Annotated in this window: 24 protein-coding genes; 14 read left to right on the top strand and 10 right to left on the bottom strand. The window is 43.2% G+C overall.

Annotated features, from left to right (window positions below):
• Positions 1–43: 43 nt before the first annotated feature.
• The 4 genes from fadB to Q0890_RS13045 all read left to right on the top strand — a co-directional run bounded on the left by fadB (position 44) and on the right by Q0890_RS13045 (position 5,119).
• The gene (fadB, locus tag Q0890_RS13030; protein ID WP_299221772.1) at positions 44–2,203 is read left to right on the top strand and encodes a fatty acid oxidation complex subunit alpha FadB; all 2,160 of its coding nucleotides are present in this window, start codon (positions 44–46) and stop codon (positions 2,201–2,203) included.
• A 206-nt stretch (positions 2,204–2,409) separates the two neighbouring features.
• Positions 2,410–3,582, top strand: coding sequence for an acetyl-CoA C-acyltransferase FadA (gene fadA / locus Q0890_RS13035; RefSeq protein ID WP_299221775.1), 1,173 nt, complete (start codon positions 2,410–2,412; stop codon positions 3,580–3,582).
• Between the two features lie 251 nt (positions 3,583–3,833).
• Complete coding sequence (locus Q0890_RS13040) at positions 3,834–4,409, top strand: isochorismatase family protein (protein WP_299221778.1); 576 nt, start codon at positions 3,834–3,836, stop codon at positions 4,407–4,409.
• Between the two features lie 107 nt (positions 4,410–4,516).
• Positions 4,517–5,119, top strand: coding sequence for a DUF1287 domain-containing protein (locus tag Q0890_RS13045; RefSeq protein WP_299221781.1), 603 nt, complete (start codon positions 4,517–4,519; stop codon positions 5,117–5,119).
• Positions 5,120–5,237: 118 nt separating this feature from the next.
• Here the strand turns inward: Q0890_RS13045 and asd are convergent, their stop codons facing one another.
• A complete protein-coding gene (gene asd, locus Q0890_RS13050; RefSeq protein WP_299221784.1) occupies positions 5,238–6,077 on the bottom strand; it encodes an archaetidylserine decarboxylase in 840 nt (279 codons plus the stop codon).
• 117 nt (positions 6,078–6,194) lie between these two features.
• Here asd and dtd point away from each other — a divergent pair, with 117 nt between their 5' ends.
• The 3 genes from dtd to phoR all read left to right on the top strand — a co-directional run bounded on the left by dtd (position 6,195) and on the right by phoR (position 8,651).
• A complete protein-coding gene (gene dtd, locus Q0890_RS13055) occupies positions 6,195–6,647 on the top strand; it encodes a D-aminoacyl-tRNA deacylase (RefSeq protein ID WP_299221787.1) in 453 nt (150 codons plus the stop codon).
• Between the two features lie 129 nt (positions 6,648–6,776).
• A complete protein-coding gene (gene phoB / locus Q0890_RS13060; protein WP_299221790.1) occupies positions 6,777–7,481 on the top strand; it encodes a phosphate regulon transcriptional regulator PhoB in 705 nt (234 codons plus the stop codon).
• 69 nt (positions 7,482–7,550) lie between these two features.
• Positions 7,551–8,651: a phosphate regulon sensor histidine kinase PhoR gene (gene phoR, locus Q0890_RS13065; protein ID WP_299221793.1), complete on the top strand. Its 1,101-nt coding sequence runs from the start codon at positions 7,551–7,553 to the stop codon at positions 8,649–8,651.
• On the opposite strand, the gene Q0890_RS13070 is transcribed toward phoR, so the two are convergent.
• On the bottom strand, positions 8,648–9,238 hold the full coding sequence (locus Q0890_RS13070; RefSeq protein WP_299221795.1) for a M23 family metallopeptidase: 591 nt from the start codon (positions 9,236–9,238) through the stop codon (positions 8,648–8,650). The two genes, phoR and Q0890_RS13070, sit on opposite strands and share 4 nt — an antisense overlap.
• 218 nt (positions 9,239–9,456) lie before the next feature.
• Here Q0890_RS13070 and Q0890_RS13075 point away from each other — a divergent pair, with 218 nt between their 5' ends.
• Entirely contained in the window at positions 9,457–10,185 is a 729-nt protein-coding gene (locus tag Q0890_RS13075; RefSeq protein ID WP_299221798.1) for a DUF3820 family protein, read from the top strand.
• Between the two features lie 31 nt (positions 10,186–10,216).
• Here the strand turns inward: Q0890_RS13075 and Q0890_RS13080 are convergent, their stop codons facing one another.
• Positions 10,217–11,149, bottom strand: coding sequence for an alpha/beta fold hydrolase (locus tag Q0890_RS13080; RefSeq protein ID WP_299221801.1), 933 nt, complete (start codon positions 11,147–11,149; stop codon positions 10,217–10,219).
• A gap of 478 nt (positions 11,150–11,627) precedes the next feature.
• Here Q0890_RS13080 and Q0890_RS13085 point away from each other — a divergent pair, with 478 nt between their 5' ends.
• A complete protein-coding gene (locus Q0890_RS13085; protein ID WP_299221803.1) occupies positions 11,628–12,320 on the top strand; it encodes a TIGR00730 family Rossman fold protein in 693 nt (230 codons plus the stop codon).
• 140 nt (positions 12,321–12,460) lie between these two features.
• Here the strand turns inward: Q0890_RS13085 and Q0890_RS13090 are convergent, their stop codons facing one another.
• Complete coding sequence (locus Q0890_RS13090) at positions 12,461–14,056, bottom strand: FAD-dependent oxidoreductase (protein WP_299221806.1); 1,596 nt, start codon at positions 14,054–14,056, stop codon at positions 12,461–12,463.
• A 584-nt stretch (positions 14,057–14,640) separates the two neighbouring features.
• Here Q0890_RS13090 and Q0890_RS13095 point away from each other — a divergent pair.
• Entirely contained in the window at positions 14,641–15,078 is a 438-nt protein-coding gene (locus tag Q0890_RS13095; protein ID WP_299221809.1) for a hypothetical protein, read from the top strand.
• A 369-nt stretch (positions 15,079–15,447) separates the two neighbouring features.
• The gene (locus tag Q0890_RS13100) at positions 15,448–15,726 is read left to right on the top strand and encodes a type B 50S ribosomal protein L31 (RefSeq protein WP_058369928.1); all 279 of its coding nucleotides are present in this window, start codon (positions 15,448–15,450) and stop codon (positions 15,724–15,726) included.
• 112 nt (positions 15,727–15,838) lie between these two features.
• Here the strand turns inward: Q0890_RS13100 and Q0890_RS13105 are convergent, their stop codons facing one another.
• The 4 genes from Q0890_RS13105 to Q0890_RS13120 all read right to left on the bottom strand — a co-directional run bounded on the left by Q0890_RS13105 (position 15,839) and on the right by Q0890_RS13120 (position 20,495).
• Entirely contained in the window at positions 15,839–16,696 is an 858-nt protein-coding gene (locus Q0890_RS13105) for an SGNH/GDSL hydrolase family protein (RefSeq protein ID WP_299221813.1), read from the bottom strand.
• Positions 16,690–18,087 carry a nicotinate phosphoribosyltransferase gene (locus tag Q0890_RS13110; protein WP_299221816.1) on the bottom strand — a complete coding sequence of 466 codons (1,398 nt, stop codon included), beginning with the start codon at positions 18,085–18,087 and terminating at the stop codon, positions 16,690–16,692. The genes Q0890_RS13105 and Q0890_RS13110 overlap by 7 nt, the downstream gene beginning before the upstream one ends.
• Positions 18,088–18,286: 199 nt before the next feature.
• Positions 18,287–19,339 carry a bifunctional nicotinamide-nucleotide adenylyltransferase/Nudix hydroxylase gene (locus Q0890_RS13115; protein ID WP_299221818.1) on the bottom strand — a complete coding sequence of 351 codons (1,053 nt, stop codon included), beginning with the start codon at positions 19,337–19,339 and terminating at the stop codon, positions 18,287–18,289.
• A 181-nt stretch (positions 19,340–19,520) separates the two neighbouring features.
• Positions 19,521–20,495, bottom strand: a complete 975-nt coding sequence (locus tag Q0890_RS13120; protein WP_299221821.1) for an alpha/beta fold hydrolase — start codon at positions 20,493–20,495, stop codon at positions 19,521–19,523.
• A 544-nt stretch (positions 20,496–21,039) separates the two neighbouring features.
• On the opposite strand from Q0890_RS13120, the gene nfuA reads away from it, so the two are divergent.
• Positions 21,040–21,723 carry a Fe-S biogenesis protein NfuA gene (nfuA, locus tag Q0890_RS13125; RefSeq protein ID WP_299221824.1) on the top strand — a complete coding sequence of 228 codons (684 nt, stop codon included), beginning with the start codon at positions 21,040–21,042 and terminating at the stop codon, positions 21,721–21,723.
• A gap of 233 nt (positions 21,724–21,956) precedes the next feature.
• On the top strand, positions 21,957–23,285 hold the full coding sequence (locus tag Q0890_RS13130) for an aminotransferase class I/II-fold pyridoxal phosphate-dependent enzyme (RefSeq protein WP_299221826.1): 1,329 nt from the start codon (positions 21,957–21,959) through the stop codon (positions 23,283–23,285).
• A 109-nt stretch (positions 23,286–23,394) separates the two neighbouring features.
• On the opposite strand, the gene Q0890_RS13135 is transcribed toward Q0890_RS13130, so the two are convergent.
• Both Q0890_RS13135 and rsmI read right to left on the bottom strand, forming a co-directional pair.
• Positions 23,395–24,417, bottom strand: a complete 1,023-nt coding sequence (locus Q0890_RS13135) for an adenosine kinase (protein WP_299221829.1) — start codon at positions 24,415–24,417, stop codon at positions 23,395–23,397.
• Positions 24,418–24,469: 52 nt separating this feature from the next.
• Complete coding sequence (rsmI, locus tag Q0890_RS13140; RefSeq protein WP_299221831.1) at positions 24,470–25,405, bottom strand: 16S rRNA (cytidine(1402)-2'-O)-methyltransferase; 936 nt, start codon at positions 25,403–25,405, stop codon at positions 24,470–24,472.
• 101 nt (positions 25,406–25,506) lie between these two features.
• On the opposite strand from rsmI, the gene Q0890_RS13145 reads away from it, so the two are divergent.
• Complete coding sequence (locus Q0890_RS13145; RefSeq protein WP_299221833.1) at positions 25,507–26,007, top strand: YraN family protein; 501 nt, start codon at positions 25,507–25,509, stop codon at positions 26,005–26,007.
• The last annotated feature ends 149 nt before the right edge of the window (positions 26,008–26,156 follow it).

The following is a 26,156-nucleotide window of genomic DNA, read 5'->3' on the forward strand; positions in this document are numbered from 1 at the left end:
AGCTTTTATAATTTGATCTTTATTACATAGCAAGGAGTTTCAAATGGTATACCAAGGAAATCGCATCACGGTGACAATGCTAGAGGATGGCATCGCCAACATGCAATACAACGCCGAAAATGAGAGCGTGAACAAGTTCGATGCCGAAACCAACAAGCAATTTGATGAAGCGATAAGCGCGCTTGAAAAGTCTGATGACGTTAAAGGTCTTATTGTCACCTCAAGCAAAGGCGTATTTATCGCTGGTGCTGATATTACTGAATTCGTCGGCTCATTCAAGAAGCCAGAGAGTGAGATTAAAGATTGGGTTGTCGGTATTAACGATACTTTTAACCGTTTTGAAGACTTACCGTTCCCAAAAGTAGCTGCCATCAATGGCGCAGCACTAGGCGGTGGTTGTGAGATGACCTTAGTGTGTGAGTATCGTGTCATGAGTGACAAAGCGATTATCGGTTTACCAGAAACTCAGCTAGGTATTTTCCCAGGTTTTGGTGGTACGGTTCGTAGTACTCGCGTCATCGGTATCGATAACGCGCTTGAATTAATCGCCACTGGCAAGCCAAAAAAACCACTAGAGGCTCTCAAGCTAGGCTTGGTTGATGCAACCGTTCCTGCTGATGACTTACAAGATGCTGCCATTGATTTGGTCAAAAAATGCATCTCAGGTGAGCTTGACTGGCAGGCCAAGCGTGAAGAGAAGCTCGAGCCTGTTAAGCTAAACCAGCTTGAGCAAGCAATGGCGTTTAACAGTGCCAAAGGCATGATCTTCTCTAAAGCCAATCCTAAGCAGTACCCAGCACCAGCCATCGCGATTGAAGCGATTGAAAAGCATGTTAACTTGCCACGTGATAAAGCGATTGAAGTTGAAGCTGCTGGTTTTGCCAAAGCTGCCAAAACGCCACAAGCAGAGAGCTTGGTTGGTCTATTCTTAAATGATCAATTGGTTAAAAAATTAGCGAAGCAGCATAGCAAGCAAGCACATGATATCAATGAAGCGGCCGTACTAGGCGCTGGTATCATGGGCGGCGGTATCGCTTATCAGGCAGCCAGCAAGGGCTTGCCAATTATCATGAAAGACATCAAGTCTGAGCAATTAGATTTGGGTATGAAAGAGGCCAGTAAAATATTAAGCAAAATGGTCGATCGTGAGAAGATGACCCCAGCCAAAATGGGTGAAACTTTGAGCCGTATTCGTCCAACGCTGAACTATGGCGACTTTGCTGAGACTGACATCGTCATCGAAGCGGTAGTAGAAAATCCTAAGGTTAAACATGCTGTACTAAAAGAGGTTGAAGGTCTGGTCAAAGATGACTGTATTCTTGCCTCTAATACTTCAACGATTTCTATCACTCATTTGGCGACAGTACTTGAGCGTCCAGAAAACTTCGTCGGTATGCACTTTTTTAACCCAGTACACCGTATGCCACTGGTGGAAGTTATCCGCGGTGAGAAGTCCTCTGAAGAAGCGATTGCAACCACCGTTGCGTTGGCTTCCAAAATGGGTAAAGTACCGGTCGTGGTCAATGACTGCCCAGGTTTCTTGGTCAACCGCGTATTGTTCCCATACTTCGGTGCGTTTGATTTACTACTTAAACAAGGCGCTGATTTTGTCCATGTTGATAAAGTCATGGAAAAATTCGGCTGGCCGATGGGTCCTGCTTACCTAATTGACGTAGTTGGTTTAGATACTGGTGTCCATGGGGCAGAAGTCATGGCAGAAGGTTTTCCTGACCGCATGAAGCCTGATTATAAAGGCGCGATTCAGCATCTGTATGACAATGAGCGTCTAGGTCAAAAGAATGGTGTTGGTTTCTATAAGTACGAAACAGATAAGCGCGGTAAGCCAAAGAAAGTTGCTGACGACGCCACTTATGAGCTATTAAAAACCACGACAGATAGCGACACGCAGGAGTTTGATGATCAAACCATCATTGACCGCACTATGCTGGCTTTCTGTAATGAGACCGTACGCTGTCTAGAAGACAATATCGTCAGTACGCCAAGTGAGGCGGATATGGCGATGATTATGGGTGTTGGTTTCCCGCCATTCCGCGGTGGCCCTTGCCGTTATATTGATCAAATGGGTCTAGATAACTACTTGGCACTGTGTGAAAAGTACGCACACCTTGGCAAAGCTTATGAAGCGCCACAAAAGATTCGCGACATGGCAGCAGCAGGTGAGACTTTTTACGCCACAGCGTAACGAGCATACCGTATAAGGATAAGTGGGGTACGTTTGCAAGTATCACTGATAGCGATGGCTATATCGAGAGAGTGAACAGCAAGCGTACCGTTTTGGTCGGTTCAATTTGTTTCTAGCCCTAAAAAATTAGGTATACAGGTAAATATCGTATCTAGTATCAAAGCGAGCTGATAACACTGACAATAAAAATTGAAAAGGAAGATAGTATGACAACTTTAAGTCCAAAAGATGTGGTCATCGTAGACGGTGTACGCTCAGCAATGGGAAAATCTAAAAACGGTATGTTCCGCCATGTTCGCGCTGATAACATCTCAGCGGAATTGGTTCGTGCTTTGGTAGAGCGTAACGATTTTGATACCAACGATGTCGAAGATATTATTTGGGGTTGTGTCAACCAGACGCTTGAGCAAGGTCTAAATATCGGTCGTAACATTGGTCTGCTGGCTGGTATTCCAAAGACCGCTGGCGGTCAAACGGTCAACCGTCTATGTGGTTCCTCCATGCAAGCGCTACATACGGCAGCGGCGCAAATCATGACCAACCAAGGTGATGTGTTTATCATTGGTGGTGTTGAGCACATGGGTCATGTTGGCATGATGCACGGTGTTGACTTGAACCCTGCTGCTTCTAAGCATTATGCAAAAGCCTCGAACATGATGGGTTTGACAGCTGAAATGCTTGGTCGTATGAACAATATCACGCGCGAAGAGCAAGACGCCTTTGGTCTTGAGTCACATCGCCGTGCATGGGCTGCGACCACTGAAGGTCGTTTTGACAATGAAATTATCGGTATCGAAGGTCATGATGCCGCAGGTCGTCTGCAACTATGTACTGTTGATGAAGTGATTCGTCCAGATGCGACAATGGAGCAAATGCAAAAGCTACGCCCAGCCTTTGATCCTAAAGGCGGTACAGTGACTGCTGCTACTTCATCTGCCCTATCTGACGGTGCGTCAGCAATGCTAGTCATGAGTGCACAAAAAGCCAAAGATTTAGGCCTGAAGCCTCGTGCTCGTATTCGCAGCATGGCTGTTGCTGGTTGTGATGCCGCTATCATGGGTTATGGTCCGGTACCTGCGACCAACAAAGCCCTGAAGCGCGCTGGCATGAGCATCGATGATATGCAAACCATCGAGTTAAACGAAGCCTTTGCAGCGCAAGGCTTGTCAGTACTTAAAGCGTTGAACTTGACGGACAAGCAAGACATCGTCAACATCAATGGTGGCGCGATTGCGCTGGGTCATCCACTCGGTTGTTCTGGTGCACGTATCACTGTGACTTTGTTGAACGCCATGGAGCAATCAGACACTGAAATTGGTCTGGCGACCATGTGTATCGGTCTTGGTCAAGGTATCGCTACCGTGATTGAGCGTGTTTAAGATTTTGAAATAGCAGTCGTTTTGTAAAATTTAGATATGCTAACCCAAGCCTTCGGTTAAATAACTGGAGGCTTGTTTGTGTGTAAACAATCAAAAACCATCTATGACATAACGTTCATAAGTTGTTAATAAAGATTATGTTTATTGACGCACTGGACGAAATATGACTAAATGAGCGTATATCAAATAACAACAAACCAATCATTTAGTCTGTAGCGATGTGCTACAAACGTACAAGGAGTGTACTTAACATGGCCACTATGATTACCGACCGCACGTATCGTATCGCTCGTGAAAATACGCAAGCAATGCTTATCGATGTGCAAGAGCGCCTAACGCCGCACATTTATGATCACGAAAACATCGTCAAAAAAATAACAACGTTGATAAAAGGTCTACAGGCCCTTGATATTCCTATTATGCTTAATGAGCAATATAAAAAAGGTCTCGGTGATACGTTACCTGAAGTTTTTGAGCTATTAGAAGGTAATAACGCTAAAAGTTTTGAAAAAGTCACGTTTAGCGCTTGCGACAACGATGATTCATGGCATTATTTGGCGCAGCAAAACCGTAGCATCGTTTTATTATTCGGCGTTGAGACGCATGTGTGTGTCATGCAAACGGCGTTAGATTTACTGGATAATGGTATGCAACCAGTCATTGTTGGCGATGCGGTAGGATCACGCTTTCCATATGATAAAAAACAAGCCATACGGCGTATTCGCCGCGCAGGTGGGGTAATTACTACGGTTGAAACCATATTGTTTGAGCTATGTCGCACAAGTCGCGACCCTGCATTTAAGACCATTAGTAATCTGATTAAGTAGTCAATTATTGTTAAAGATAATTGTCATTAAAGGTAGTTATTAAACGATCTAGATAATGAATTGCCTAGTCAGGTTTTATTAAAAATAGACAATATAAGGCATAAAAGATGAATAGGGTAAAGCAGTACGGTTTTAAACCGCTCTTAGCAGTTGTATTTTCAATAATGATGATACAGCCGGTTATGGCTGCCAGTCCTAACAGCAGTGGTAGCAAGCTGGCAGCAGATGCCAAAAAACAAATCGGTGTGACAGTCAATTATGACGCCACTTATCGAAAAATGGACTTTCCACGTGGTGATGTACCGATGAAAACGGGGAGAAGTACCGATGTCATTGTGCGTGCTTATCGTTTGCAAAATATAGATTTACAGCAGCTGGTCAATCACGACATGAAATCAAATTGGTCAGAATATCCAAAGAATTGGGGATTAAAGTCACCGGATAACAATATTGACCATCGCCGAGTGGCCAATCTTGAAGTGTTTTTTGAGCGTCATGGAAAATCATTATCTGTCACTGACAAAAACAGTTTTAAGACAGGGGATATTGTGACGTGGCGACTGCCAAAAGACAACGTGCCGCATATCGGTATCGTCTCAAACAAAAAGGCCGCTGATGGGACGCCGCTTATTATTCACAATATTGGAGATGGTACGCAAGAAGAAAATATCCTTTTCACTTATCCTATTGCTAAACATTTTCGTTACTAAAACTCTTGGTATAGATGATATAAAATTATTCATGGTGCAGATGATGGATAATGCGGCGCAAAATAAAACCCAGTCAATATTGCCATGTTATTGACTGGGTTTTTTAATGAGTTTTTATTTATTTCCCTGTATGGGCAGCCCCTAGTAATTGACCCATTTGTACCACGCTGTTCGCCATTATATTATCTTGCCAGTCAGCTTTTGCAGCTTTAGGCAATATAACAATGGCGGTTGACCCCAGATAAAAGCGCCCAAGCTCATCGCCCTTTTCAAGTTTCATGTCATGATCAGCTTCTTGAATATCGTCGGTACGGGTAATCTTACCTGTCGCTACCGTCTCGATACCAGCGACAATCATCGCTCCCACCATGACGACTGCTGCTTTGCCGTACTCGGTGTCAAATAGACAAACCAAACGCTCATTACGAGCAAATAAATCAGGAATATTGGCAGCAGTGGTAGTATTGACTGAAAACAAGGTGCCTGGTACATAGCGAGTTTTAGTCAAAGTGCCCGCAAATGGCATGTGTACGCGATGATAGTTACTAGGCGCTAGATAGACAGTTGCAAAGCTCCCATCAGCGAAGTAGCTCCCATCGTCACTATCAGCAAGTAGCTGCCCGATGTCATAGTAACGCCCTTTGGCTTGAAGCAGTTTATGGTCATGAATGTGACCGAGCTGAGAGACAATTCCATCAGCAGGGCTTACAATGCCATGGGTAGTAGTATCGATCGCACGCGCATCGTCTTTGAGCTCACGGGTAAAAAAGTCGTTAAAGCTCTCGTAAGCATTTAAGCTTTGACGTTCGTATTCATCCAACTTTACATCATATGCTTTTGCAAAGCTGCGAATAAAAGCACGTTTAACCATTGGATGACGGCTAGCCGCCAAACGTCCAGCAACTTTGCTAAGTTTTTGCTGCGGTACAAACTGCTGAATGGTGGTAAATAAAGTCATAAAGGGTTACCAAAGTAGTTGTTAAAATAAAAAATAAAAGTTAGAAATAATAAATGTCTATATTTTATCATGGTCAGCACTCAATCGTATGACCATAATTGTTTAAGGAGGTAATCTATGAAAGTACTTATTCAGCGGGTCAATCGTGCTAGTGTCACAGTTGATGAAAGCTGCGTTGGCTCAATTGAGCAGGGTATACTGGCATATATCGGCTTAGGGCATGATGATGATTTACAACAGGCAAAACGTATGATCGATAAGATTATCACTTATCGTGTTTTTGAAAATACAGCTGATCCAGCTAAGCTTGGCAAACTGGATAAAAATGTACAACAGGTAGGTGGCGGATTATTACTGGTATCACAATTTACCTTGATGGCCAAAACAGACAAAGGACGACGCCCTGACTTTGGCGGTGCGATGCCGCCCGAGGCTGCAAAAGTATTGTTTGAGCAATTAGTCGCTTATGCAAAGACTCAGCATCCCAACGTTGCAACGGGACAGTTCGGAGCTGATATGCAAATCGATAGCGTCAATGATGGGCCACTAAACTTTTTGTTAGAAGTTTAAAGAGCGAATGTCATCAAATTGTCATAATTAACGCGTTTAATAGACGGTTATTAACGAGTGTTTACCGTCTTTTTTAGCTTAAAGTTCCTTCTTATATAATTATTCAGCGCTTAATAATAAGGTTGTCCTATGCATAATGAGCAAATTTTGATTGTCGAAGATGAGCCTGCCATTCGTGAAATGGTGGTGATGACGTTGGAGATGGCTGGATTTGACAGCTTGCAAGCGGCTGATGTGTCAGAGGCGCATCAACAAGTGGTTGATCATCGTCCTGCGCTTATCTTATTAGATTGGATGTTACCTGGAGATAAAAGCGGTATTGATTTTTGTCGTATGCTTAAAAGCGATGAGCTGCTGGCTGAGATACCAGTCATTATGCTGACGGCCAAAAGTGAAGAGGACAGTAAAGTTCATGGGCTTGATGCGGGGGCTGATGATTATATGACCAAGCCTTTTTCGACACGAGAGCTAATTTCAAGGATTAAAGCGGTATTGCGTCGTAGTAGTGCGCTGAGTGCTGATAAGCCCATTGAGATAGGTAAGCTGAGCCTAGATCCCAAAGGCCAACGCGTCACGGCCAATGATAAGGTTGTGGATATCGGACCGACAGAGTATAGGTTATTGGCGTTTTTTATGAGTCATCCAGAGCGTGCCTATACGCGCGCACAACTGCTCGATCAGGTATGGGGCGGTAATGTCTATATCGAAGATCGGACAATTGATGTGCATATCAGGCGTTTGCGTAAATTATTAAAGCCCCACGACTGCGATACGTTGATTCAAACAGTGCGTGGTACTGGTTATCGGTTCTCTAATTTCATTGAGCCAGTATGAGCCAGTTTAAACAGAACGACATATGCATGACAAAGTAACGCAGTAGATAGTCGTAAGGGTATGAAAGATATGATAACGCCTATAGAAAACGAGCAACAAAACGAGCCAGAACAGCACCCGCAAGATCAAGCAACTCAGCAAGAAGTGATGGGCCAGCTCAAAAAAATCAGAAGCTCATTACGTGCTCTACAAGACGCCGTAATATTGCTCAATGATGATGATAGTCTAGAGTGGTGGAATCAAGCTGCTGAGGATTTACTATTGCTACAAGTAGCAGATAAGGGTAAGAGTATTTTTGATTTTATCAATGTGCCTGAGTTTCGCCAGTACTATCAAGCCATGACGACACCCAACGATGGTGTGCATATGGCATCTTGGCGAGATCCTAAGCGTTATTTAAAATGCGAGCTCACCCCTTTTGGGGACGAAAAACTATTAATCATCTATGATGTGACTCGTCTGCATCATTTGGAACAAATGCGCCGCGACTTTGTGGCAAATGTCTCCCATGAGCTTAGAACACCATTGACGGTGTTAATGGGTTATCTCGAAAACTTTTCAGATCAACCAGACATGCCACCGCATTGGCAGCGTGGGTTTGAGCTGATGACCCAGCAGACAGCGCGTATGAATAGAATCGTCAATGATTTATTACTGTTGTCTCGGATTGAGATTGAAGAGACGCATGAGTTTCATTATATTAATATGACCAAACTGCTAACCCATATCTACGATGATGCCCAAGCTTATAATAGCGAATATGGGCATAGCATACGTTTGCAGATAGATACCTATGATGGCTTATACGGGTCAGAGATGTATTTAAATAGCGCCTTGTCTAACTTGGTCATCAATGCCATCAAATACACACCCAAAGGCGGCAATATCACAATCAGCTGGGCCAAGACCTCTGAAGGCTGCCGTTTTGCTGTTGAGGATGATGGTATCGGTATTGCACCTCAGCATATCACGCGGTTGACTGAGCGGTTTTATCGTATCGATAGTGGTCGTAGCCGTGCCACAGGCGGTACTGGGTTAGGTCTCGCAATTGTCAAACACGTCTTATATCAATACGATGTAAACTTACAAATTGAGTCAACAGAGGGCGTAGGGTCGACGTTTAGTGCGTTGTTCCCCGCCAACCATATACGATCTGAGCCTACGCTTTAGTCTTTTTGTAAAAGTGGGTAAGGATTGACAGCACTGCCGCTGATATAAATACCATAATGTACGTGCGGCGGTGTACCTTTGGCATTACCACTATCACCAATATAGCCTATGATATCACCAGCATCTACCCAGTCGTTGGGAGTTATATCAGCATAATCTTCTAGGTGTGCATAATAATGTCCTGCACCGCCAGGACCTACGACCACTACCACACGTCCGCCTAATGTATTTTCGCCAACCTTACTGACAATGCCTTGCGTCGTTGACTGTACTGGTGTGCCGCGCGGTGCAAAGATATCGATGCCTTCATGCGTACGACCTTGGCTACGCGCAGCGCCCCACGTATCAGTTAGATGCTGTTCTGGTAGCGGACTGGGTAGGCTGTTTTCTGTCGGCAACTCTTGTTGTAATAAGCTGAGCTGTTGCCATTTCGCTACTACAAACGACTGGGTTTGTTGGCTGATGCTCGGTAGTAGTTTGTCGAATACAAATAATAGCGCCAATAGCACAGCAGCCTTAATCAATACGCTTAATGTACGGCGCAAAAACGTTGGCTTGGGTGGTTGTTGATTTAGATTCGCTGGCATCGACATCTCTTGGGTTTTATATTAAGTTTTTGCATTAATTTCAATTGATATTATAAGAGTCTCGCTCTATAACGTTTGTATCGCATTGTTATATGACGCTTTTATCCCCATAAAGACTGAGGCTGCATATGACAATACTATAGTTAGTATAGAATAAAATCGATACTTTTATAAGAATTTACTACTGGCATAGATTTTATAGTGAATCGGCCAGATTCTTGACAGACTCTTTTGGGACTAATACTGATGACTGGCTCTTTATGACTGATACTGCGCTTATTATTGATACTGAAACCGACCAAGGTCGAGATCCACGACCTATCCAAGTTGCGACTATTAATGTGGCAAGTGGGTTTGAGTGGATGAAATACTTTAACAGTGGCCGTCCTATATCGCCAATTGTGATCAAAGTTCATGGCATTACCGATGATGATGTCGCTGGACTTGAGCGTTTTGAATTGGATGAATTTGACTTGCCGCAGTATCTGATTGGCCATAATGTACGCTTTGATTGGCGAGTGATCGGTAGGCCGTCTGCTAAGCTGATTTGCACCGTGCGACTGGCGCGCGTCGCTTTTCCAGAATGGCGATATTATGGGCAGTCCAAATGTATTGAGCAGTTATTGGGACAAGAGGAAGCCAGCAAAATGACCATTGCAGCGCATGATGCACTAGGTGATGCACGCATGTGTTATTTGCTTTACCAAGCTTGCTGTGAGCGCCTACAAATCAAGCCCACAGATTTTGAGACAGCGCATCAGATTTCAAACACCGCCAACCCAGTTGCGAAGATGCCATTTGGGAAATATAAAGGCAAGCTTATTAAAGAAGTACCTATTGGCTACGTTAAGTGGATGCTTGGCAATATTCATAACATGACACCGTCATTACATTCTGCTCTGACCAAGCGCCTCAAGGCAGAAGAGGCCAATAGCATTAAGGAATGAATGCGCGGTTTGAATATAAGATACATTGTATTTATTGTGATTGCTCGTTTAGCCAGTCCACTGCCATTTGCCACAGCTCTGGGGCTTTAGCGTTGGTTTTACTACTAAAATAGCGCATGTGTCCAATGCTGTTTAAGCCAAAGTCTTTTGGATCAAGGATGCGTTTTTCGATTGGCATTTTGGTAAATACGCGAATCATGTCATCCATGTTTTTACTATTGGCAATGTCATCATCGCTAAAGCCGAGCCACAATGCTGGCATGCTCAGCTCATCATAGAAATGCGTGTGAACACTTTTGCCAAAGGCGGTCTTGATATAGCCTGCGCCATTGCACCACGCGCGCCATTGACGAGCTACGCTGCGCGGTAGCGGCTCACCCATACCGATTTTATCGGCTGGGGTGTAGCCTAAGGTTAAGTTAGTGAGTGGAATAAAGGCATCCATAAAACCCATTGCCTTAAGCTTGTAAGGCATGTCCATATTTTTAATGCATCCTGAGGAACAAGCGACATTAAAAACTGAAGCAATAGAGGCATAGTTGGGCATAAGGCCAATCAGCTGACCGCCTGCGCTATGGCCAATCAGATGATAAGTGGCATTACCGAACTCATCCTGTAAGGCATCGAGAGCGGCTGGCATATCATGTCGCCCCCAACTGATAAGGGAGGCATCGCATTTGGTCAAATCGGTCGTCAGCGACTCGCCAATACCTTCATTATCAAAGGTTAGTACTCCAAAGCCTTGCTCTGCTAAAAAAGTCGCAAAATTGTGATAGAACTGACGTTTGATACCAGTCGCTGGCGCGATCATCACAGCTGTTTTTACAGAAGTTTTGGGGCGGTAAATGGTCGCTGACAACGCTCGATTGCGATCAGATATGATGGTCAACGCATAAGTATCGATACTCGTAACCTTCGTCTCTAATGGATCGTTGTTTGTAGTATCAAGAGGCGTAGCAGACATGCGCTCTCGTTTATTTGTAGAAAATGGTGTTTGGTTGTGATGCATTGTCATACCTTATAATGTGTATCAATAAGCGATGATTATTAATAAATGATATGCTGTAAAGGTTAGCATACTTGCTTGTAAGTACAGCGTATTATTACCAAGATTGGGCGTTATACGTCAGTGATAAAAAGTTGTTATTAGCCATTAATATGGCTTATGCTAAGAGGAATGCGAGCAAAACAAATGCTTGGTTGTACCTCTTTATCTAACATTATCTTTTATCACTTATATATTCCAAAGTCCGAAAATAGACGTGAAACCAATTTATGTTTATTATGCGTAATTAACAGAGCACCGACAATACTCTATCTACAATGAAAAAAACACACTTGGTATCAGCTGCGAGCAATGTATTTGTTCAAAGCACACAATTATTAAAACAGTTTAAGATAGTCATACACACAAATAATCTATACAAAATTAGGGGCGCTTTATGCAAATGAAAATTAACAATGACACTTATGAGGTATTGACCAGCCAAGATATTGCACATATTGAAAAGGCAGTAGATAAATCAGCGTTGACTATGCCATTGGTCGCAGTCTATTGCGGTTCGCGTTTGGGCAATAGTGATGTTTATGAGCAAGCAGCACGTGAGTTGGGACAAGCCTTGGCAAAAAATGGTATGGGCTTGGTATATGGTGGTGCCAGTATTGGTCTTATGGGCTCAGTGGCTGACGAAGTTATCAAAGGCGGGGCACAAGCTGTCGGTGTGATTCCAACGTTCATGCTCAAACATGAAATTGCGCATGACCAGCTAACACGGCTGCATCTGACTGATACGATGCACACACGTAAAACGGTCATGGCAGAGTACGCAGACGCTTTTATTACGTTGCCAGGCGGGCTTGGGACATTAGAAGAGATAATGGAGATCGCCACATGGCGTCAGCTGTACCAGCACGAAAAACCGATGATTATTCTCAATATTAATGGCTTTTATGATCGTATGATTGAGCATTTAAAATATACCACTGAGCAAGGCTTTATGAAGCAGCAAGATCTCGATCGTTTGGTGGTGTGCAATACTATCAACGAAGCAATCGACTTACTACAGACACTAGTAACGATAGAAGATGCGGTTGATACAGAAAAGATGGCTGGAAATGAAAGCCAAGTATCATAAGGTCAATCAATTGATAAGTAAGATAGCCTGTATTCATTATTAGTAGCTATAGAGCAGGATAGAAAAAGGAGCAGACAGCCAGTATTTGGCCATCTGCTCCTTTTTTGTATTTTCTTACCTGTGTGAGTTGGTGTGATATATTATGTTTTGTTAGACGCCAAATTTGCTAAAGTGGCTTCACGAATACTGCGATTGACACCAGCCATAGCTTGAGGAAACCCACGTTCCTCAGCCAGTACGCGTGCCACATTATCAACAGCTGTACTGTCGTTGTGTACAAGATAATTCCATTCGTGCGCATAACGACGACGATCCTCAGCAGTATCGTTTGCGATCAGTCCAAGCTGTGTTAATTCATGAACGATCTGATCAGCGGCAATCAAGGTTGATGAGGCTTTGACGTTTTCAGCGCGCGCGTAGCGTATATTAGAATATAAGCTTACATCAGCCACTCGTAAGGTGTCATCCTTGCCTGGGATTTGTTGTCCTCCATATAACGCATTACCAATGGTACGCGCACTATTAAACGTCGGTACAAACTCAGCCACATATTCAATCGCTTGCTGGCTACGCGCTTGCAATGGGGCTTTGTCCCAGCCATCTTCGATATAGTGTACATATTGCTTTGGTAATTTAGGCTGGGCGCTACCTTTATTAGAAGCAACTAAACCATCATTAAACAAAGTAATCGCTTTACTCATACCATGAATTTGAAAATAACCATCTGGGTAAGGCGTGAGCTGTGCCATACCTTCTGGTGTGCCTCGATTACCATAGACAATAATCTCTGGTATTTGCCCGCCTGCATCATCCCAACGCGTAATATAAGAGGATTTAAATTCGACCATACGCGTGACTTTAACCCCGACCATATCGTCGATTACCCCAGTACGAAAACCACAGGCATTCACTAGGTAGTCGACTTCAACCGCTTCCGTTTGTGATGCATTGGCCTGCTGGTAGTCAATACGCCACTTGGTAACATGATGATCCGCATTTGTACAATTCTCACAATCGACTGGCATCACTTGCTTAACTTGTGTGTCAGTGAAGACATGAGCATGATTGTATTCTTCCAATGCGAGCTGCGCAGACGCTGCTAAACGAAAAATGTTCCAGCCATATTCTTGTACGACAATCAGTGGAAACTTAACTTTGTTTAAGTCCAAATATTTAGCAACTGGTATCATCCATTCATCAACTGTCTCTGGTACCGCAACTTGCTCTTGTTCAGATAGCTCGAGCATTTTTTCATGACTATATAGTTGATAGTAGTTGTCAGGCTCGCCCAATACTTTGTTATTAGCATCTTGTGCGATAAGCTCACGATAAGCGTCTGTTAAGATATCAAGGCGCGGCAATAAGTCTTCAGGTAGTCCTTCATCACGTGTCGGCACTGCAAATACAGTCGGACGTACATCAATGGTGTAAGGATAAAGGCGTAAAATATCGATACATTGTTTAAGGAGTGCGACGCAATCTTCATCAGGTATTTCGCGGTACAAGTTACCACCTGCATGTAAATGACACATTGGCGGACCATCAATCAGAGATTTTTTCTTTTCAAACAAGTAAGTTTCAAGTCCTAAAGCCGCGAGACGAATGGCAATCGTTGCACCTGCTGTGCCACCGCCTAAGATACCCACACGTTTGGCGGGGATGTTGTGCTTTGCTGTCTGAGACAAAGCATCGTCTAAGGCTAATTTTGATTGATCTTTAATAAAAGTTTGAGTCATTGTCGTTGTCATATCCTTGATAGCCTCATCTTGAGACCGTATTCAGCGTATTCGTTAAAATTTCGTTAGAAGTATCTGGTTGAATGTATGGTATGTACTGATATGCGTATGCCAACTACTAAGTTCAACACATATATGAAGTCGTGATAGTCATGTTTTTAATTGTTTAGCCATACTTATATTCTATGGTGTTATTTTACGAAAATCTGCAATCAACATGACGGTAAATACGTAATTTGATGCATTAATTTTGTCAACAAACAGTGATGGAATGTACGCTTTAAACAGGACGTTTTAAATGTGCAGGCAATATCAAAACTTTATCAAAAAATATTTATAGGGTATTTGAATAATAAAAAATGGTCGTTTTTAGTTGATTTGTAAGCTTAAGACGCTTTTGTAAAATTATATTCTAATGGAAACGACAGGTTTGTAGCGTATGCTATATTAAAACGCTTGCAGTCAGATTTGGGCGTCTATTGTTTGGTTAAAGACATCGCTAAACAAACGCCAAGATAAAAGACCACAAGTAAAAAGAGACATATAAATTTGAACCCCATATTATTTTTAATTACAAGGAAGTTATGATGAAAAATATTCTTATGTTGTCTGCGTTGACAGGTGTTTTGACGCTCACAGGGTGCTCTACGTTAAACAACGTATTTGGCAATGACACATCAGGTATGCATGATGTACAAGCGACGAGCAATAACACCGTACCAGTGGCGAGTAAAAACGGTATGCTGGTTGATGCAACCAATCATATGACTTTATATACTTTTGATAAAGATTCGATGAATAAATCAGAATGTGGTAGTGCTTGCTTGGTAGCTTGGCCTGCATTTATGGCACCTAGTAATGCCAAGGCTTCTGGTCAGTTTGCTGCTTTTCAACGTGAAGACGGCAAGTATCAATGGGCCATGAATGGTAAGCCGTTATATTTTTATGCCAATGATACCAAAGTGGGTGACAAAGACGGCGACAATAAGCTTGGCGTTTGGCATATTATTCCAACCAAATAAAGTGTAATGCAAATAATAAGAAGACAGTCACCATAGTGGCTGTCTTTTTTATAAAACGCTTATCACGTACAGCGCTGGGCCAAAGTAGATAATAAGCTGTGACATCATGGACTATGCGCTCATTGTTGCTAGCAGTATAAGTACTGAGGATTTACATGCTGCTTGCATCAAATACCAAAAACCGTTAAAATCGCGGTTTAATTTTCCCGCTGGGGAAGGCTAAGAGAGCAAAGATATGGTGCTGAGTACTGGAATAAGCCAGTGACGCAGTTGCCAGATTTGTACATGTCCTTAGTGCCTCAGTTACGTATGCAACATCTGACCATTGGTCGATGATGTTAAGCATGCATCGGACATAGAGAGCTTATTATGCGTAAAGATATCCATCCTGATTACCAAGAAGTTTTGTTCCATGATACTAATGCTGACGTGTTCTTTTTGACGCGCTCAACAGCCAAGACTAAAGCGACTCGTGAATATGAAGGTAAAGAATACCCATATTATCCACTTGATATCTCAAGTGCATCGCATCCTTTTTATACTGGTGAGCAGCGTAAAACTTCTACTGAAGGCCGTGTTGCAAGCTTCAACAAACGCTTTGGCGCGTTTGGTGGCCGTAGTAAGAAAGCCGCTGACTCTGCTGAGTAATTTGCGCTTATTGCGTCAAGTTATTTTGCCAAGTAATAAAAAACCGCTGATAATTCAGCGGTTTTTTTACGTTTTTTAAGCGTAGTTTAAGTGGCTTATTGGACAAAGGCTTTTATTTGCTATGCTCATCAAGCTGAGATTCAAGCAGGTGCGTAATCAGCTCTGCCAACTGCTGTGCCCAAAAGCCATACGTTAAGCTACTGGGATGGAAGCCGTCGCTGGCAAACATAGTGGCGCTATCGATAGGGGTACCGTTGGCATGCTTTTCTGCCATTAGCGTAAAGTTTGCTGCCATATAATGTACATCATTATATTTGGCACAAACATCCTGCAATACTTGGTCAAGCTTCGTGGCTTTTGCCCCGATAAAGTTATTAAGCGGTGACGGTAAAGCAGGCATCTGCGCCATCGGTGGTAGGCTTGAAAAGATAAGCTCGCGTACGCCAAACTTACGCTGAGCAATGGCGATAATTTGCTCAAGTTGCTGTTGCCATTTTGCTGTAGAGACGTTGGAGGTCGTATCATTAACGCCGACACTCAAAACCATAATATCAACTGGCTGGCTGGGAGTAGGTAGGATATATAATCGGCGCAAAATATCGAAACTGGTATGTCCCGTTGTCGCTTGCAACTCCCAGTTTAGTGCATCGAAATGAGCGTTAACGACTGGTTGTTGCTGCAAGGCAGGTATCAACTTACCAGCAAGCGCTTCTTGCTGCGTCAGGCTGCCGACCCCAGCCGCTGCCGAGTCACCAACGATCATTAAGCTCAGCGTTCTTGTAATCTCACTTAATGTCATTTTAGCAGAGTCACGTAATTGAGAGTTACCTAGTTGAATACGACCCTGTCTTTCGCCCTCTGGTTCAGGAAGGCGCACGGTGTCGCGTTTGACTTTGTGACCTTGATATAAGTAAATAGGGGCGAGTAATACGTCTTTGGCAATGCCAGACATCTTAATAGGAGCTACCATCCTGTGCGCTCCCGTATGCTAGTGAGATTATCTTCTATGAGCAGTTTGCCATCGATATAGACATCACGTAACAAGTTAGCTGTATCAGTATTTAAATCATCTATTTTTATGGTTTTTATTTGTCCGTTATCGTCTTTTATTAGTGCTAAACGGCCTTTTTTTGAGCGTTTAGAATGGCTGGTGACGGGATCTTTATAGATGTCTTTCCATACCCCATTGATACAGATGGCGCTGGCCTTCATCGCCCAGTTCATCGTATCGCGATTGACTTGTTGCAACAGACCACCGCCCATACCAAAGGTAATATTCTCTGCGCTAAAGCCAGCCTTCATCACGACATCGATGATTTTACCTAAACTTTGCGGGCTAATACCGTCACCTTGGATAATACGTACGTAATCAGGCAAGACTTTATAGCCTTTGCTGTTAAGCCTGGTACCAAACCTTACTGCTAGACGCTCCAATGCCTCGCGTACCACTTTGGCCGGCTCGCCACTGTCTGGTCGAATAACCAAGGTGCCACCCATATTTTTGATATCGTCTTTTAACGCATCGCCCCAGATATTATCAATGGCATTCCATAAGTCATAGCTATCAGAGACCACTGAAAAGGCGTTATTTTTGCCACCGAACTGTTCAATCATATTGGCAAAAGCGGCGGTCTCTCCATCACGGCCCCAGGCGGTCATAGTGCTGTGTTCAGCAGCAGGAATGGAGAACGCTGGCATATCATTGCCCATCTGATACCAACGACTGGCAGCAACCAAAGCGGCCATAGAGTCAGTACCAGCAAAATTAACCAAATGCGCCAAGCTACCGAGCGCCACCGATTCATGACTAGACGCGCCACGTGAGCCAAAATCATGTAAACGAAAAATGAGGGATTCTGAATTATCAGCAGACTTCTCTAACGCATGGCGGATAACCTTTTTGCAGTAATGTGACACGCTAGCGACGGTTGAGGGATACCAAATGGCGCGTAGCAGGGCAGTTTCGATATAACTTGGTAACCAATAAAACTCAGGATCAGTATTGGTGATTTGGCACACTACGTTGGACACAGGCACGATGCTACCTTCAGGCACAGCCTCGATACGTAGAGGTAAATAACCGCCATGCTTATCGACCAGACGCTCCCATCCCGCACGATTGAACGTTAGACCGTGAGCATGAATCACCGTTTCGGCTTCATCGATATCTTGATGAGTAATAGGGGTGCTTAAGTATTCTTTAATAAAAGCTTGTAAGCCGAAAAACACCACCTTATAGTCGCCACCGCGAGCTTCGATATAGCTGGACAGATACTCACTACCAGTTGGGTATTGCACCCAATGTGAGGTTTTGTAGCTGTCACTATTAAGAATTAGATTGTTCAAATTGCTGGTGTACATCACAGAACTCCTCTGCTTTGATATGTCGCAGTTGCGCTAATAAAAAAACAGCTGCGACGGTTAGCCCTTGCCGTCTATCGGCTTGGGCGCTAAAACCTATAGAATGGAAATTTGTAAAAGAATGCTCATAAAATCATATAGAATTTTGTCGGTTAGTAATCACTTAAATAATGAACTAAACGGTCGACTAAATGAGCTATTACAACCCAACCATCTTAGTGATGATCGCATAATGATCTTCAAACATCATGGTGGCATCAAGCTCGGCTAGGGGTAACCAAAAAGCGTGTACAGCATCATCACTACCTTTTACTTTTGGTAGGCCATTTGCGTCATTCTTGAGTTGAAAGTAAAAGGCTTGGGTAAGCGTGCGACCACGTGCAGAGCGATAAGGATCATCGAAAGTATGTTGACTGTGGCAAGAGCCGCGCAGTACAGGCTCAGGGACTTTTAAGCGAGTCTCTTCACGTAGCTCACGGATGCAGGCGTCAAATAAGGTCTCTTTTGGATTAAGGAACCCACCAGGCAGCGCCCAAAGCCCTCGTCCCGGCATGCTGCGCCGCTCTACCAACAATATGTGTCCTGACTGTACGACCAAGGCATCAGCGGTCATAAATGTCGGGGGGTAAGGTGCAGACTCCCATTGTTTTTTATACTTATCAATAAAGCCTGCTTCCTCATGCAGCTGCTGATAATGACTCGTCTCTTTAAATTCATCTAAGACTTTGCGAGTAGACTCAGGTGTACGCTCAGGGGTAGGAGTTGCCCCCATTAGGTAGCTATCGCGAATAGGAGTAGCAGATAAGTTATGATAATTGGGAACAGAAACCGATGCCCAGTTTGGAAATAGCGACAAGTAATAAGAAGAGCTGTCTTTAGAGTGACCGATAAGACCAATATCAGCATTTAAGTCACCGGTGATAGACTTGACGCCTGCTTGTACATATTGTAGCCAGCGCGTGTCATTGTAGAGTGCATCATCCAAGCCGACGCAGTGAATACGAGCTGCTTCATCTGCTGAATAAGCGCCTTGAATCATGTTGGCACGTTCAGCGACACTGAAGGGATTGCGCAAACTACGCGGCAAGTTGGCTGAACCAATCAACATGATAACTTCATCAGCACGTTTTAAGGCTTCATCGATGACGGCTTTATGACCACGGTGGAACGGCTGAAAACGACCAATAAATACCAAATAGCGGTAATGTTTGCTATCTTGCTTATCCAAATGTTGCTCTGACAATTCACTCATAGATGCCAATTTCCTACTACTTATTTTTTTGATGGAAAACAATTTAATGACGCCAATACTGACACAGCATAGGAGTTGCTGACAAGTATAAAGATGTTTAGTGGTGTGTAATTGCTCGTTTTAGAATGTCTTGGTACAGCTTCTCAACATTATCATGAAGCTGGTTTTAGTAAATGTCTTTTCACTTCGCATGCTTCTCAATCCATGCGACAACCGTCGGCCAAATCTCTTTGGCAGCGTTACGGCTAATCATAATGCGGCTATGGGTATAATCGTCCAAATTTCCATTACTGATTGAGTATTCACGAAACACATTGATAGGGTTGTCAAAAGCATCAAAAAATAATTTACAGCCGCCAGTTGGGGAGATGAATGTATCGCCTCTAGCACTAATAGCATAAATCGGTATGGTAATCATTGACATAAGCTGACGATAATCGAAGCTGTCATCATTGGTAACTTTATTAATGATGTTTTCTTCAAACTCCCTGTGTTTAATAAAGCTACTGTTAAAGTTCTTTTGTAGGTTCCAATCAAACCACTGACTCATCGTATAATAACTTTCGTTAATAGGCCCCATTTTGAGTTTTTTTGCAGGGATGTAGCCAAACAGTCGGGTAAGTAATTTGGCTGTGAAAATTTTGACGTAGTTTTTGACATTCATGGCCGCCCCGAACGCTTGGCAGGCAAACATAGTGATACTATTAATTTTATCGATATAGTGTGGATTTTGGACTAAAAACATGGTCAAGCCGACGCCGCCACCGCTATGAGTGACACAATGCAAGTTGTCCAGCTCTAATTCATCAAATAAATAACCAAAAGTCGCTTCAAAGTCATAAGTCGCGACGGTTTCAAAGTTAAATTTATCTTTTGGCACTGAGCTGTGACCATGACCACGCCATTCCATAATGTAGCAGTGATGACCAAGACCGGCTAAGTACTCTGCGATTTTTAAGCAGGTGTGTTTGTCCGAAAACGTACCATGCGTCAGCAATATATTTTGTGCTTTAGCTACCTTTATACTTTCAATAGAGGTATGAGCTGCAACATTATCATCAGATGCTTCACTAACCTTTATGCTTTCAATAACTCGCCAAATAGCAATTTGCTCACCGTCTTTAGTCGTCACTAAATGTGGCGTTTGTGTCATCATAAAAGTGGTCTCGTACAAGTCGTTTGGGAGAGGTACTAATGATATAGGTATTAAATAGGCATTAGGAATTCTTAAAAGATATCATTACCAAGTAAAGCATAAATAAATATCGTTGAGATAATTTAATAAAGTATTAAAAATTGGAACACTGCTCTTATTAGCGTTTTGCGTATTTTCTTTTGTCTATCATAAGAGTCTACCAACGCTTGATAATTAACAACACAGTCTTAATATAGGCTATAACACGTACTCTATTTTTTTGTATTATCACGAGGGCTTTACGACCTCTACTTTTTAAATTTGATTATTCAAAAAACCAATCGCAACCATTTGTGACGGTCATAGTTAAATCATAGTGGCGCAGTCGGAATTATCATCTGAATGCGTTATAATAGTCGTCATAACTTTATTAAAACTGTAGTCAAACCAAGCTCATACAACGATAAACTGCAGTGTTTAATAATCCACCTATTTTATTTATAAAATTCACGACACAGCAACTATGACAGACATAGCATTTGTGTCATAACGCATAGGAAACCTTATGAGTGAGCACAACCAAACTGCTGGTCAATTAGACCAGTCTGCAGACTTTGAGTCAGCATTAGACACTGAACAGACTGAAGCTAAGAGCAATATTACGATTACTGAGTCAGCGCAAGGCTATTTGGCTGATCTGCTGTCAAAGCAAGATACTGATGGTATTGGCGTGCGTATCTTCGTTGAGCATCCTGGCACACCGCGTGCAGAGTGCTGTATGGCATACAATCAGCCAGGTGAAGAAGACAGCGCTGATTTGCGGTTCGATTACGAGAATTTTTCGGCCTTTATTGAGGCGGCGTCAGTCCCTTATTTAGAAGACGCAGTCATTGATTATAATAAAGACCGTTTCGGTGGCCAGCTGACTTTTCGTGCACCGAACTCAAAAGTGCCAAAAGTCGGTGCTGATGCCAGTGTTGAAGAGCGCATTAACTATATTTTGCAATCAGAGATAAACCCAGGACTTGCTGCACATGGAGGTATGGTAGATCTGCTAGAGCTAATCGAGGAAGAGGGTGTTGGCTTAACGGCAGTTTTAAAATTTGGTGGAGGTTGCCAAGGGTGTTCAGCCGTCGATATGACTCTGCGTCAAGGGGTTGAAGTACAACTTAAGCAGCAAATACCAGAGCTGACCCAAGTGGTCGATGAGACGGACCACACTCACACTGAAAACGCCTACTATAAGTAAATGCTTACATGGTAAATCGGCGACCTATAAGTGTAAAAAACGGTATGAATAAGGCTTATTACACTTATTGCTTATGAATATTAGGCATTAGGCGCTGAATAAATGGCTATTCTTTTAATAAAGAGGCTGGGTTATGATGAACTCAGCTTTTTTTATTGCTATGATTTAGGAAATAGCTTTCTTAGAGATTATTTTTATTCAATACGTTTTCGATTAATATTAAGGAGTATGTGATGAGTGATGGACAACCAGAGAATAATACTGACAATAACCTAAAGAATACCGCGCACTTAGAGACGCTTGCCATTCATGCAGGTTACACTGTTGAGCCGACAACCAAATCAGTGGCAGTGCCTATTTATCATACCAGCTCCTATGCTTTTGATAATACACAGCACGGGGCAGATTTATTTGACCTCAAGGTTGCAGGGAATATCTATACGCGCATTATGAATCCGACCAATGCGGTACTAGAGGAGCGCGTAGCAGCGCTTGAAGGCGGTATTGGCGCACTTGCGGTCGCCTCTGGTATGGCTGCTATCACTTATGCCATTCAAACCATCTGCGAGGCGGGTGACAATATTGTCGCAGTATCGACTCTATACGGCGGCACTTACAATCTGTTCGCTCATGCACTACCGCGCCAAGGTATCGAAGTTCGCTTTTTTGATCACAAAGACCCTGAGGCTATTCGTCGTTTGATCGATAACAAAACCAAGATGGTCTTTGCCGAAAGCATCGGTAATCCGCTGGGCAATATTATCGATATTCAAGCGGTCAGTGATATCGCCCACGAGTATGGGGTGCCTGTAGTGATTGATAATACGGTGGCGACGCCAGCACTCTGCCGTCCGTTTGAGTTCGGCGCTGATATCGTCATTCATTCATTGACCAAATATATGAGCGGCACTGGTACTTCAATTGGTGGCGCTATCGTTGATGGTGGGACCTTCGCGTGGGGTGATTATCCTGAGCGCTTTCCACTATTAAACACCCCGGATGACAGTTATCATGGCGTAAACTTTGTAAAAGATGTGGGCGCGGCTGCCTTTATTGCTCGTGCTCGCGTTGCACCGTTACGCAATACTGGCGCAGCATTAAGTCCCCTTAATGCCTTTAGTATTTTGCAAGGTATGGAGACGTTAAGTTTACGTATGGAGCGTCACGTACAAAATGCACAAGCCGTTGCTGAGTATCTGCGTGACCATGATGGGGTTGCTTGGGTAAAATATGCAGGCTTGCCCGATCATTCTGAGCACAAGCTTGCCAAAAAGTATATGAAAGGCACACCATCTGCTATTTTGACTTTTGGAGTAAAAGGGGGTCTTGAAGCAGGGGCACGCTTTATTGATGCGTTGCAACTGATCACGCGCTTGGTCAATATCGGTGATGCAAAGTCTTTGGCCTGTCATCCAGCGACGACGACGCATCGTCAGCTAAACGAGCAAGAATTGGAACAAGCAGGCGTTAGTAATGACATGGTGCGGTTGTCTATCGGTATCGAACACATTGAGGATATAAAAGCAGATCTGGCACAGGCGTTAGCGTCAGCCTCTGTTTAAAAACAGTTTGTCATCCAAAAAGCCCATATCGTAATAATATGGGCTTTTTAATGGATTTGAAGGTATCAATTTAACTACATAGCTTTAACAACGTTAAAAGAGCTTGGTTTTAAGCGACCAGCACCCGGCGAGCTATGTCTTTATAGTCTTGTGAAGTTAAGCGTGGCCCAAACTGTTGAATGACTTGACTGGCCACTTCGCTGGCAAGACGACCACATTCTGGCAGGCTATATTGCTGTGATAGGGCGTATAAGAATGCACCTGCATAGTTATCACCAGCTCCATTTGTATCAATTACATTGGTCACTTTGGGCGTTGGTACTTCATGAATAATAATGTCGCTGTTTTTTTCTTCAGGTTTACAAGCGATGATTGCACCATTAGCCCCATCAGTAACCACGGCTATCTGACAATATTCAAGCAATGCACGTGCTGAAGCCTTATGTTGTTTTTTCTCAGTGAACAGACGCGCTTCTTCACTATTACAGAATATTACGGCAACTTTATTACCCAGCATATTAAGTAAACCTTCTTTCGCAAACTTCACCACCGCTGGATCGGCAAAGCTGACCGCAATTTTGGCATTATGAATCCCTGCTTGTTGACGGAGCTGGGTCATGGCAGGTTGAATGCTCTCAGACATCGCCAAGTAGCCTTCTAAATATAGCCAGTCTGATTGCGTTAGTGCGTCAAAATCAACATTATCAGCAGTGATATCACTGGATGTACCAAGATAGGTTTGCATCGTACGTTCACCGTCATGGGTGACAGCGACCACACAAGAGCCTGTCACGCCACCTTCATGTACTGATTTAGATGAGGTGGCAACGCCTGCTTGGTTTAAATCTTTTAGATAAAATGTGCCTTGGATATCGTCACCTATACGACAAGCGTAAAAAGGTTTACCGCCTAAGCTTGCAAAAGTAAACATAGTATTGGCAGCTGAGCCACCACCCGCTTGCTTTGATAGCTTAATGTTTGCCAGTTTTAAGAATGCCAATACTTGCTGCTGCTCCTCAAAACCTGCCAAAGTCATATTGCCTTTGGTTAATTCGGTCTCTTCCAATGCCTCATCACTTAGCACGAATTCATAGTCAACCAAGGCATTACCTATCGCCATCACATCGTACATGTATTATCTCTCCCTTTTTAATATTAAAATAAAATAGCCATCCAATTGATTGCTAAGCTTGCAGCTCAAGAAGGCGCTGGTACAAAGCATTCTTTTTGACACCTGTAATATCAGCAGCTAAAGACGCCGCTTTTTTGACGGACATATCTTCTAGTAAGCGCTGCAATAGTTTGTCATGGACACTGATATCGTCGTCTTGTACGACGCTGACTCCTGCAATGACCACAACTATTTCACCACGCCGCTGATTATCATCGGCTTTAACAAAGTCAACAAGACTTCTAAGGGTCGTTTTATATACGGTCTCAAAAGTTTTGGTCAGTTCACGACAATAGGTTACTTCGCGCTCAGCACCAAATACTTCTACCATATCTTCTAAGCTTGCCACAATGCGATGCGGTGCCTCATAAAATATGAGTGTCTCAGGACGTGATTTCAACGCAGATAGCTGCTTTTGGCGACCATGCGTTTTTGCAGGCAAAAAGCCAATAAAGCTAAAGCGATCAGAAGGTAGTCCGGCGACTGACAGCGCGGCAATCGCAGCTGAGGCACCGACAATAGGCGATACTTTGACATCAGCTGCATGCGCGGCTTGCACCAACTGATAACCTGGATCGCTGACCAGTGGCGTGCCTGCATCGCTAATTAGAGCGACCGAATGCCCTTGTTGGATCATCTCGATGATTTTGGGCGTTTGGATAGCGCTGTTGTGTTCATGATATGCCCACAGTTTATTATGTCCGCGATTTTTATTGTCTGCTGCGGCATCAATATTGTCAATTTTATTAACAGGCTTATCATTGGTATTGTCGCCTTTGGTATCGATACCAAAATGCGCCAATAGTTTCCCTGAAGTGCGAGTGTCTTCACAGGCAATAATAGCCACGTGTTTTAAAGTTTCAATTGCATGCGGCGTCATATCGCTCAAATTACCAATTGGAGTAGCAACGATATACAGACAAGCTGGCATCGCAGTAGGGGTAGACATGAAGACCTCGTAAATGTGATGTTGAATACCTAAAAGTAGTTAGTTTATCATGTTGTGCTATGATAAATCTGAATTGACTATTTTTACGGTTACTTATCGCTATGGTTAAACCAACTAATGGCCATCGGCCACTGACTTTGACGTCTCCTAAGCAGCGTCAGGGAAGTGTGTTTGAACAGCAGGCTTGTCAGTTTTTACAACAACAGGGTCTGATACTTATCGCTCAAAACTGGCAACAACCTAAAATAGGTGAGCTTGATCTGGTGATGTTAGAAACAGGTCGAACGTGGTCGACGTTGGTATTTATTGAGGTACGTCAGCGGCTACGTTCAAGTTTTGGTGATGCAGCACTTAGTGTGACCAAAGCCAAGCAGCGCAAAATTATCAAAACTGCCAAATACTTTTTGCAACAATATCCAAAATATGCACAATTTGAGTGCCGATTTGACGTGATTGCTTACGATATTGAACGTCCTACGAGCAGTGTTATGAGTCACAATGCAAACGATAAAAACAATGATAAAGACGGTTTTATCGAACGTCCAACACTACGTTATCAGCCAGAGTGGATTTTGGGTGCGTTTGTGGCGACAGCATGGTAGCGTGTTTAGTTGGCCAATAAAGAGAAGATGTTTAGAAAGATACGTAGAGTATTCATCCAACAAGTTGCCGTTACCAAAAACCTAACCGCTGATTATAAAAATTAAGTAAAGTGTTTGGCATAGTGTTTAGAGCAAGGTAGAACCTCCTT

Origin of the sequence: uncultured Psychrobacter sp. (genome assembly GCF_947488565.1) — a bacterium.
GTDB lineage: Bacteria > Pseudomonadota > Gammaproteobacteria > Pseudomonadales > Moraxellaceae > Psychrobacter > Psychrobacter saeujeotis.